Consider the following 11340-nt stretch of genomic DNA (forward strand, 5'->3'; position numbering starts at 1 on the left):
CCACTTGGCGATTTTTTAAACCCAGCCTTAGCCCTGCTAGGACAAGGTTTAAAGAAATCACCAATTGGGCAAAAATTGGATTTTGCTAATCATCCCTATTTATGCAAAGGTCTCAATAAAAATAAGAGGAAAAAATGATAAACAATAAAAAAATAAAACAACAGGGTTTTTCTTTAATGGAATTAATGATTGTCATGGCAATTATTTCGACATTAACGGTCGCTGTGTTGGTGGTGGGTGGAAAGATGTTCAGTTCAAAACAAGAAATTATTACAGATATAGCGATTGCTATTCCTTCAGCTGTGTCAGTATGCGCAAAACTACATAGAGGTGACTTAACCACTTGCAATAAATCTAGTTTAATGCGAAAAGTGCAGACACTTAAGGAAAAAACTGTGTGTGGAGATACATGGACAATTGCTGCATCTGCAACAGAGGTTGTTTTGACATACCCATTAACATCGTGTAGTGATGCAGACGACATTGGAGCTGAAGTGGTTGAGTATGTGAAAGAATTACCTCGTATTTCTACAGATATCTCTAAGACTAAGTACGCAAGTAAAAGTTTACAAATAACTTATTTAAGAAAATAAATAATATAAACAAAAACAAGTAAATGAGATTTTTGGTTAAATATATTGTTGCTAATGTCATTGCATCATCGATTGTTGTTGTTGACGACATAGGTGATAGTATTGATAAAGATATTGCTACAAAGTTGTTCATTAATCCGCCTCAGATTTTAAAAAAAAGTAGAGATTTTGGGGCGCTTAGGCAGATTATTGAAGATGAAGATTTATTGATTATCTTATCAACATTAGAAGCAACTCATTTGTCTGGTTCTAAGACTTTAGAGCAGTCATTGGTAGACACTGTTTTAGACCTCTACCCAAAAAATAGAAATTTAAAAAATCAAACTCAAATATGGAGTCTGCAAGGGCTTTCATTGACCCAAATGCTTAGCTTAATGAATGTTGATCAAGTCATTGTTATTTTGCTACAGACAGGTAGTGCTGGCAATATGTCTCAAGCTTTTAAAGAAGCTAAAAAATATTCTAAATCTTCAAATGAGGTAGTAGGAATTTATAAAGCTAATATATTGCCGAATGTTGCGTTTAGCGCAGTTTCTATGAGTTTGATTCTGGGCATGTCGTTTATGCTAGCAGACCCTTACAATAAAATTATTCAAGCTAAAAAGATTGCAGAACCAATCACGGTTACTTTGATAAATTTTATTGTTAACAATATTGGTAGTATTGTTTTTATTTTGGTTGTGGCGATAGCTTTGCTTGTTTTTTCGTTTATTAATCAAAAAGCGCTTAACAAACTTAAAAAAATGCAACCATGGAGAGGCGTTGGTGATTTGCAAGACTTAAAGAGTGCTGTGAACTTTTTACCTATCTATGCAACTCTGAAAAGAATTAACTATTTAGATATTGATGTTGTTAATTTTTATAAACAAATACAAAAAAATATCGGCAATGAACTGATTAATTATATCGGTAAAGGGCAGTCATTATCTCAAGCGATTGTCAACACATCAATTTCAAATAAATTGTCAAAACAAATGTCAGTTATATTTGAAATTGAGAACCAGAATATCAGAAGTGAGATTGTTGAAAGCATGATAGAGGCACTGAATTTACAAATAAAAAAACAAGCAAAAAAGATATCTGCCTTGATGTTAGCGACTAGAAACGCTATTGTTCTTCTAAGTATATCATTTTTTATTGGCGTGTATGCGACTGGCTTATCATTATGATGAAAAATAAACAGCTGGGCTTTTCTTTGATAGAATTAATGTTTGTACTAGCAGTTATTTCAGTAATGGTGCAGATAAAAATAAAAGCAGATATTAATGCGGATATTTTTTCACAAGCTGAAGCGGATGTAAAAAGAACCATGCAAGAAATTGGAAATATTCAAGCAGCCGCTAGCGGTTATCTTGCTGATACAGGTGAATATCCAGATTTTGCAAACAACTGTAATGATGCTATTACTGTGTTGAAAAATGCGCCTACTGCCTACTTAAACTATATTACCACCACAAGCCCTTATAACACACAATATATAACAGAATGCAACACAACAACCTTTACAGTTAAAGTAAAAAGTGATAAAGATTTCGCAGCGCCTTACATTGCTGCCCAATACCCTGGATCAACAATTTTAGCAGCACCTGATGACGACACGAGTGCAAGCTCTATTCCTCGACCGTTGTCACTCTCGCAATTTTTATCGCTAGACGGGTCAAGAGCAATGCAAGGTGATTTAGATATGGACGATCATGCTATTAAAAATGTTCAAGATATAGATTTTAACGGGCAAGATCTGAAATTAGGCATTGGTAAATTTGTTTCTATGGGAAGCGTATCGTTCAATTCTTTAACTTCTACAATCGACAAGCCAGATTGCGCCCAAGGAAGTATTACAGGTACAGCTAAAATCATCCTAAGAATACACGGAATTACGACTATCGTGGGAGGTAGTTCAGGCATTAGAAATGTCTCTTGGAGTGCTAGTTTTATAGAATTAATAAGCGCCCAACAATGGCGACTTAGCACAACAGGGCTTTCTGCAATAACAGGTGTTGCTGAAACATTTTGCGATTATGGCAGTTGGAATCGGTGATGGATAAAATTACAAAAAGATTTGATACAATTGCCTATGTGCGACCGACTGAAAAATGTAATTTGCGTTGCGAGCATTGCTTTATCCCGCCCAACCCAGCAACGATGTCTGATAAACAAATATTGGATATACCTAGACAGTTAAGTGATGCTGGCGTAACTGGTAATGTTTTGTTGCAATGGCATGGCGGTGAACCGTTGCTTATTGATCCTGAGAGATGTGAAGGGTTGATTATTGGACTTAATGCCAATACACAAGGTATTAAGTTTTTGCACGGTGTGCAAACTAATTTAGTTGTTCTAAAGAATTTTAGTAAAGAGAGGCGCAATAAATGGTATCAAATTTTGTCTCAGTATTTTGACAAAGAGATGATAGGCGTTTCTTGGGACAAAGAGATTAGAGGTGTTAATTTAAAGCCAGAACAGTTTTATGATTATTTTGAAGAGTCAATTCTTGAGATAAGAAGTAGCCAATATTTTCAAGATGATTTTTCACCCGCGTTAACGATAACTGCGGCAAAACCTTTTTTAAAGATTGTAACAAGCCTTAAAACAAGTGTGCTGTTTTTTGAGTGGCTTTGTTTACTGCAACTGCATAAAATCCATATTGAAAAAATAACACCAACAGGGGATGCGATTAAAAATTGGAGCAAGATTGGTGTTAGTAATCTTGAATATTCAAAGGCAATGGGTAAATTCTATTTGGCTTATAGGCGTTACAAAAACTTACATCCCGTAAGTAAGTTAGCAATTTCACCGTTTTGTGATTTGGAAGATGCGATTAAAACAGGTGAGCAAGATAATGTTTGCGCATCAGGCGCATGTCAAACGAGTATGTTTACCTTTTCCAGTAAAGAAGATATGGTAAAAAAATGCACAGCAATTGCAAAACATAGCGAAACTCAATTAGAAAACTATCAAAATAATGTGAAGGCAGGTTGTTTTGAGTGTGAATTTAACAATATTTGTAATGGTGGGTGTCCTGCTCATAACAATGTTATTGATAATTCGGGTGAGTGCTCTGGTGCTTATCAACTACTACAAACGATTAAAAGTATAAATACAGGAGAATTATTATGATCAAAAAAGAAGGAGTAAATAGAAGGGAATTTTTATCAAAATCATTTAAATCAATAGTGAGCGCATCAGCGGCAATTATGGCAACTAAGGTACCCGCTTATGAGCAATATCTGGGAGAGGATAGCACCGATGTTGATACTAGCGGGTTTGGTGGTAGCGTTAATGTTCCGCCACCTCATGCGTCTCATTCATCACGAAGCTGGAGATAATAAATGTTAGAGCTATGTAGTGGCGATATAAATTTAGATCGTAATCCTGAACTCATTCAGCCTCCAAAAGTTGATGATAATATTGTTTATATCAAATTAGTTCCTGATATTAATGATATTATCAGCCCAGATATTATTGATGTGGCGCTTTCTTATTCCATTGCTGGCATTAAGGTTGTTTTAGAAATACCATTTGAGATTAGAACTGAGTTTGAAAACCAACATCTAGCCTCGATTATTTCAAATGGCGGATGGTCTTTATCGTTACTACCACCCAATGAAAAAAGTAAAGCATTGTGGGGTGAATACTGTAAAGAGGTAATTGATTGGTATCAACTATGGCGTAATCCGATAATGCGTAATTTTGAACAAACTATCTATCCAATTACGCCTTATTGTGAATATCTTGCTACGAGTTATTTAATTGATAAAAATAAAAAATATTTAACAAACGATGATATTAAGACACTAAAAGATTTGAGTGCCAATCCAAGCGATTCTTATCTTTTACATTTTATCAACAACATGCAAACAGTTGTTGTTACTGAGTTTAAGCAGAAATTAGAAGACTTCATTAAGAAGGAAGACGCAAACTTTTATCAAGACATAGAATTATGCATGATGAAAGCGGCAGAATAGATAACTAAGTTTTATATTTAAAAATACTAATGAAATACCCTGGTTTCAACTTACATATTAGATTAACAACTGCTTGCAATGCAGATTGTAGTTATTGTAGTTGTGAATCCGATGTACCTTCAGACAGAATGCTAATTGATGATTTGCAGAAATCTTTAACTTTTGCACTAGACAAATTTTTACCCAGAACATCTGAAAAAACATACTGTGGTGCTGAAGTCATTGGTGGTGAGGTGATGGTGTTACCCACAGAGTACTTAAAACAGGCTGTTGAAGCAATAAGAGAGGTTGTAGGTAGTAAAGTTGAGAGAGTTGATGTTGGGTGTCAAAGTAATTTAATAGGCTCTAAAAAGAAGATTGATGCGTTAAGAGGGATTATTGATGAGCATAGTATTGGCACATCAAAGGATTCTTTCACGAACAAAAGAACAGTCAATGGTGATGCGGATAAATATAGAGAGTTAGCAACCAAGGGGGCTAACTATTTATCCGAAATTTCAGGCGACACGATTGGCACTGTTATTGTTTTTGATAAGGACAATATTGATAAGGTAGTTGACGAATATAGAATCGCAGAGAAAGCCCAAACAAGAATAACGATACGCCCTGTTTTTGCTGGCAAACACTCTATTGATTATTTAGAGCCAAAGTTGCTTGGTAAATATTGGAAAGAATTAATTGATGAGTGGTTTGTTGATGGCCGAACGGCGGTTGAACCGCTCATGAGAATGACTAAGTCAATGCTTGGAATGCGCACCGCAGAAGTAGGTTGCCCCTACTGGCGTAGTTGTTCAGCAAACAGTCTTAATATTGAGCCTAACGGCGATATTTATACTTGCCAAGAAATGGCAGATGTTGGTGCAGGCAAACTCGGTAATGCTATCAGTGGTGAGTGGGATGATGAGATGTATCTAACACTAAGTAAGCGACAAACAAATATCGATCAAGAATGCCAGCAATGTCAGTGGTATAAGTATTGCCAAGGTGGTTGTATGATGGAGTCGTTTACTGAGACAGGTAGCTTTTATTCACGGCCGAATAATTGCATGGCGTGGAAGGTGATATTTAAATCAATTGACGATAATATCAAAAAATACGGTGAAAAAGTTTCTATTAATTGGATTGATAAAATAGAAAAATTGGAAGATTTAAGAGTCGATCATTCAAAGAGTAAGTTTATAGAGGTAGTAACGCAATGAACCAAATTAATAAATTATTTATCAATTTAACATGGGCTTGCAACATGGATTGCCCAAAGTGTTATATTCCTAAAAAGTTAAGAGATGAATACGCCTCATTACTTTGTAATGACTATTTTGCAGAAGTATTAGGGTGCCAAGGTATTGACCTGAGTAATAATACTGTTGCGATTTATATGGGCGGTGAACCCAGTATAGTTGGGGAAGGGGGGCTAAGGTCTTATATTCGTATTGTGTCAAACATACTACCGAAAGCAAGGCATACAATAGTAACTAATTTGTTTAATTTACCGAAATGGTTAGTTGCAATGTCATTGAATGAATTTTCTGGTCAAATTGAAACAACCTATGCAAATGGGAAAAAACAAACTTTATATGGAAATGAATACAAATACCAAGAAAAGTTTGTTAAGCATTTAACCTTAGTGACCGAAGCGGGTATTAATTGCACAGTCAATGTTGAACTTAATATTGAAACCATTATGGCTGGTACTGAAGCAATTATTAGCATTATGAAACAGTCTGGCGCCAAAGATTGGGCGTTTGATTATTCTGTTAATTTTGATGATTTCAACAATAGCCCTGTTTTTGATAGTTTTCATTATCCAATCTTAACTGGTAACGCAACATTAAAAGAATACTGGGCGTTTGTTAACGCTATTAAAGTTGATGATTGGGTTGTTGACAATAATATAAGAATAGCACCAAGAGTGGATGGGTTCAATACGCTAGAAGGCGGTGGTTTTTTAACTATAAATCCAAATTTTACAGTAACAACAAATCCCTTATTTTCAACTATGAGAAAATTACAGTATGTAGATATTGATGCACTCAATGAATCTGGAATTAGAGAACGACATCAAAGAAGAGCAGTGAAGCGGATACGACCTTGTATTAGTTGCAATGAGTTTGATGATTGCCAAGGTTTTAGTTCTCATGTGCCGATTCAACAAGACGGGGTTTGCGCAGGGGGGTTACTGTTATGACAACTCAAGCGAAAAATAGTCGATTATTCCATATCAATGTAACTCGTCAGTGTCAGCTGGCTTGTTCTCATTGTTATATCGATCAAGATATTAGAGACAATGATCAGTCAATGTCAGTGGATAAAATGCAAGAAATTGCTGATGTAATTGGCGATACTAATGCTGATGTTCATATCATTGGCGGCGAACCAACACTGGTTGGTATTGATACGCATAAGCAATACTTATCAATATTATCAAAGCTCCCAAGCTCAAAAATAATGATTGTTACCGCATTACAAAATGCACGGGCAGTTAAGGTCGCTAAGTTGTATCAAAATATAGCCACTTCTTATGATCCAAACGCAAGAATTGAGGTTAATAACGACAAGTGGCTAGAGAGATGTAAAGAACTCAGAGGGTGTGGCAATAATGTCCATCTGTGTGTCTCTCTGAGTCAATCAGTCATTGATTATGGTGTAAGTAAGGCACTAGATGAGGTTTATGGTTTTGGCTTTAGGTCTGTACATTTAGCAGCCATGGTGCCAACTATGAATGCACTTGCAGAAACGCCAGATCCAATGATAACTTCACAAGCAATGATAGAATCAGCCGAATGGGCGCTTGAAAAAAGAAGAGTCGGTGAGGATGGTATTTTTGTCTCCCCATTTGATGGATTGTTGCAAGGTATGAGTAATTATGATGGGCTTAGATGTCCAGCTGGCGAGAGTTGCGTCAATGTAGAACCTAACGGGAAGATACATGCTTGTGTCGCTAAAGGTGGAGAGGTTAAAGACATTGTTATTAATCAAATGCAATCTACTGAGACACAATTAAGTAGTAATGCTTATATATTAGAAGTTGCGCAACACAATAGATCAAGAACAGAATGTTTTGGTTGTGAATTTTGGATAACTTGTAAGGGAGGGTGCAGGGTATTAGCAAACACTGATATTGCAAAGAACTCAGTAGAGTGCGCAGGTTTTAAAACTTTTTTAAATTATGTTAAAGGTAAGGTACATGTTTGATTTAAACGACTTTTACAATAAAGGCATGTCTAGTGTTTTTTTGAAAAAACAACATTTGGATAGGTTGGATAATTTTATTGAATTGGAGACTTGGATAAAAAATGATGAAAACGATAAAGAGGTGTTGTCAGTCCCCAAATGGATGTCACAAGCATTTAACAATATTGATATTGAATCTGATATATCAGAATTTGAAAAAGAATTTAAAATGCAACAAAGTATTAAACAATATAGACCAAAGCATTATTTTGAATTTTTTAAGATAATATTTAATAGCCCCTTATACAATTCTGGAATATGTAAATTACATAATTCAACATTTGAAATTAGTAGTATAGAACTTTGGAATGGAGTTAGTGATTTTCATTGGCATTGGGATGGACCAGGTAACGATGATATCTATGCACTTGTTTATTTGTCTGATTATAAAGAGTGGCCGAGAGTTTTTGGTGCTGGGCTTGAATATGGGGTAGCGCAACTATCAAAACAAGGGTATAAAAACATTGAACGAAAAGGGGTGTTTTATCCAGATAATGGCCGTATCGTCATCGGCGATAATAGAAACCCTTTACAGTTGCATAGAACCCAACATTATTCAGAACAAGCGTTAATAGATAAAATTGATAGAATTACTTTTTTAGTCACTATGAAACTAATTCCACAAAGGCATGAAAGATGATTGAAACAGGCAGATTAATACTAACAATGATGCCAAGTTTATATTGCAAACTTGATTGCCCTCATTGCTATTTAACCAAAGAGCAAAGACGCTCTAAAGATTGTTTAAGTTTGGAGCAAATAAAAATCACGGTTGAAAAAATCAAAGATTATTATAAGGACAAAAATATTCAGAATGCAGCAATAGATATTTATTGGTATGGTGGCGAGCCAACTACGATGGGTGTAAAGATGTTTAGTGATATGTGCGATATTATCAATAGTACATTTAAAACACATAAGGTCAGGCATATATTGCTGAGCGCATTGGTAGGCGTTAATCTTAAGGAGTGGGCACCCATTGTGAAGAAATATTGTAACAGCAAAATACAGACATCATATGACGGCTTGATGCGGGGTGAGCGTTATGACACGACCTGGAAAAAACAAGTTGTCAATGCGCTTGATAGAGGCTTAGAGATTAATACTTTAAGCGTATTCAATAAATCAATACAGTTTGATGGTTATCAGAATACTTTTGTTAAACTTATGGAGCTAGGTATTCGTGAATGCGGATGGTTACCATTTCAAAAAAATATTAGGAATGATAATACTGGTATGTATGACGAGCACTCAACAAGCATGAATGAGTTTTCGGATTTTATGATTGGTTTTACTAATCTTAACAACGATACACATGCAAATGACGGATCTGTGTTCTTAATAGGCAATGAAATGTTCATTAACTCAATGAACATTAACGGTACTAGCATGTCAAATACAGGTGCGCAAACTGTTTTCCTGATGCCTAATGGCGATATGGTTATGCCTAATTATGACGAATTTAACAACATTGAATTTATGCAAAAGTTTGGAAATATATTAAAACAATCATTTGAAAAAATATTGACAAGTAAATCTCGTAGGAGTTGGATACGCAGACAAATTAATCGTAATAACAATAAAGAGTGCATAGGGTGCGATAGTTGGAATTGTTGCCTCATGGAGTTTTGGAAAAACAACAACAAAGGTGATGATTGTTATGGTGCAAAGAAATATGTAGATTGGGTTAAAAAATATTCCATTCTAAAGCCAACACTCATTGAGAGTATTTCTTAATATGATAAATAATATATATCTAACAAAAACAGGGTGCTTTGGTTACACAGACCAGCAATTAGCACTAGATAATACATTTTATTTAAGTTATGATTTGGTTGAAAGTTGGGTGAAAAAATATCAACTGCAAGAAGCTCAAACAAAAGACTTTACTGAAGAGTTGAAAGGTGTTCGTTATCGAGTGCATTTATTTTGTTCTAAACGAGGATGGAATGCGGCACTGCGCCTTTTGCCATCAAAAATTCTTAGTTTTGATGAATTAGGTGTTAGTTCAGATGATGTTTTGAGTGTATGTAGAGGTACTGGATTGACACTTTTCTGTGGGCCAACAGGTGCAGGAAAATCAACAACTATGAATACAGTTATTGATAGTTTATTAAATAGTGGTGAACTGGGCGTAACAATTACCATTGAAGATCCTGTTGAGTATTTACACCACAAGGATATGATTTTTCAAAGGGAGGTTGGAACAAAAGTTAAAGACTTTAAAACGGGGCTTGTTGACGCAGTTAGGGCAAATCCAACAACAATCGTTATTGGTGAGATTAGAGACGCCGAAACAGCATTAGAGGCAGTTCGAGCAGGTCTTAATGGTCATAGAGTACTGGCTACGCTACACGCATCCAGCATTAAAGAGTCGATATCAAGGCTATGGGCTTTTTTAGACGAACAAGGCGATGAGTTGTTAGTTCAATCGTTACAAGGTATTGTTGCACAGCACTTAATACACATTACCGATAAAAAAAAATATTGCCTTTATGAATCGCTAGAAGTAGATGGAAAAGTGAAAAACATTTTAAATCAAGTGTTGAATCATAATTCACAACTCACTTTAAATGCTTGTGATTTGAGGCAAAAAAATCGCACGACACTGGTTGAAAAAAAACAGAAACTTATCATTGACGGCATTGATGAAACTTTGCTTAATTGCATTAGAAAATGAATAAATTTTTTGGCTAGCTTGGAGCGATTACTGGCATTAATCTATTCGGAGTGGAGCAAGATGATGAGGTGGCGGCTTTAGCACTTGTAAATATGATATTTAGAGGGGGCGGTCTGAAGTTCCCCCATTTGACTGGACGCTAAATTCCAATTTTACCCACTATTTTTTCGTATCAATAATCTTTTTTTTGAGAATAAAGCCCCTTTTCCTCGCTTCTTTTAACAAGATGGTAGCTTGGTTGTCCTCTTTAGTATAACTTTGATGGTTGTTCCGGTTATAGGTATAAGGCTTACTAAGATCTAGATAAGCTTCTTTGTTGAATTATTCTTTGTTAAGTTGCGGAAGGTTGTCAGCAGAAAAAACATTAAAAGATAATGTGATTAAAAGACTAAGAGCAAGAAAATGCTTAAGTTTATTAAGCCCACTAAGTGTCGGAGCTAGCGTTAATTGGAATTTTGCTGTTGCACTTATGACCCAAATCCAAAAATAGAACCATCCAAACCCCAAACCCACAATCAAAACCAAAAAAATGCACCCCATTCAAACCCTGCCTTCAGCAAAACACAGGCATTTTCTCTGAATTTGACAAAACAGGTGTAAATTATCCAATATTTTGGATGATTTGGTTTTTTCAGGTGCCATAAAGCCTCCTCTAATCAGGATTTTGTAATGAACCTTAGTGTTATTTATTCTAAATCAGGATAATAACGGTTTAAACGCTTTGATGTCGTTTAATACCTTGGTGAGTAATTGATAGTATTGTGCCTGGCATTTAATAATAACTTTTCTACCTGTTTTAATGACTTTAGCAGCAATGGCGTAAAGACGATGGCGTATATACTTTGCCCTTTTATTGGCAAACTCAAAGGGC

At 35.4% G+C, this 11340-nt stretch carries 12 protein-coding genes; all 12 read left to right on the top strand.

The features are described 5' to 3' along the window. The first annotated feature begins 134 nt into the window (after positions 1–134). Genes BBROOKSOX_RS06925 through BBROOKSOX_RS06980 form a run of 12 tightly spaced genes read left to right on the top strand, consistent with a single transcriptional unit; the run spans position 135 to position 10469 of the window. Positions 135–593: a prepilin-type N-terminal cleavage/methylation domain-containing protein gene (locus BBROOKSOX_RS06925; RefSeq protein ID WP_139660488.1), complete on the top strand. Its 459-nt coding sequence runs from the start codon at positions 135–137 to the stop codon at positions 591–593. A 23-nt stretch (positions 594–616) separates the two neighbouring features. Further along, on the top strand, positions 617–1762 hold the full coding sequence (locus tag BBROOKSOX_RS06930) for a hypothetical protein (protein WP_139660489.1): 1146 nt from the start codon (positions 617–619) through the stop codon (positions 1760–1762). Continuing rightward, positions 1759–2631, top strand: a complete 873-nt coding sequence (locus BBROOKSOX_RS06935) for a type II secretion system protein (RefSeq protein ID WP_139660490.1) — start codon at positions 1759–1761, stop codon at positions 2629–2631. Before BBROOKSOX_RS06930 ends, BBROOKSOX_RS06935 begins: the two co-directional genes overlap by 4 nt. Next, the gene (locus BBROOKSOX_RS06940; protein WP_139660491.1) at positions 2631–3710 is read left to right on the top strand and encodes a hypothetical protein; all 1080 of its coding nucleotides are present in this window, start codon (positions 2631–2633) and stop codon (positions 3708–3710) included. Before BBROOKSOX_RS06935 ends, BBROOKSOX_RS06940 begins: the two co-directional genes overlap by 1 nt. Further along, positions 3707–3919 (top strand): hypothetical protein, encoded by a 213-nt coding sequence (locus BBROOKSOX_RS06945; protein ID WP_139699351.1) that lies wholly within the window; start codon positions 3707–3709, stop codon positions 3917–3919. The genes BBROOKSOX_RS06940 and BBROOKSOX_RS06945 overlap by 4 nt, the downstream gene beginning before the upstream one ends. Before the next feature lie 3 nt (positions 3920–3922). Continuing rightward, positions 3923–4558 (top strand): hypothetical protein, encoded by a 636-nt coding sequence (locus BBROOKSOX_RS06950; RefSeq protein ID WP_139660492.1) that lies wholly within the window; start codon positions 3923–3925, stop codon positions 4556–4558. Between the two features lie 29 nt (positions 4559–4587). After that, positions 4588–5757 carry a radical SAM protein gene (locus BBROOKSOX_RS06955; protein ID WP_139660493.1) on the top strand — a complete coding sequence of 390 codons (1170 nt, stop codon included), beginning with the start codon at positions 4588–4590 and terminating at the stop codon, positions 5755–5757. Continuing rightward, positions 5754–6743, top strand: coding sequence for a radical SAM protein (locus BBROOKSOX_RS06960; RefSeq protein WP_139660494.1), 990 nt, complete (start codon positions 5754–5756; stop codon positions 6741–6743). The genes BBROOKSOX_RS06955 and BBROOKSOX_RS06960 overlap by 4 nt, the downstream gene beginning before the upstream one ends. Then, a complete protein-coding gene (locus BBROOKSOX_RS06965; RefSeq protein WP_139660495.1) occupies positions 6740–7750 on the top strand; it encodes a radical SAM/SPASM domain-containing protein in 1011 nt (336 codons plus the stop codon). Before BBROOKSOX_RS06960 ends, BBROOKSOX_RS06965 begins: the two co-directional genes overlap by 4 nt. Before the next feature lie 40 nt (positions 7751–7790). Beyond that, the gene (locus BBROOKSOX_RS06970; protein ID WP_218973708.1) at positions 7791–8429 is read left to right on the top strand and encodes a hypothetical protein; all 639 of its coding nucleotides are present in this window, start codon (positions 7791–7793) and stop codon (positions 8427–8429) included. Beyond that, positions 8426–9526 (top strand): SPASM domain-containing protein, encoded by a 1101-nt coding sequence (locus BBROOKSOX_RS06975; protein WP_139660497.1) that lies wholly within the window; start codon positions 8426–8428, stop codon positions 9524–9526. The genes BBROOKSOX_RS06970 and BBROOKSOX_RS06975 overlap by 4 nt, the downstream gene beginning before the upstream one ends. A gap of 1 nt (position 9527) precedes the next feature. Then, complete coding sequence (locus BBROOKSOX_RS06980) at positions 9528–10469, top strand: ATPase, T2SS/T4P/T4SS family (protein ID WP_139660498.1); 942 nt, start codon at positions 9528–9530, stop codon at positions 10467–10469. Positions 10470–11340: the final 871 nt, after the last annotated feature.

The sequence above is a fragment of the bacterium endosymbiont of Bathymodiolus sp. 5 South genome, from assembly GCF_900128535.1.
Lineage (GTDB): Bacteria > Pseudomonadota > Gammaproteobacteria > PS1 > Pseudothioglobaceae > Thiodubiliella.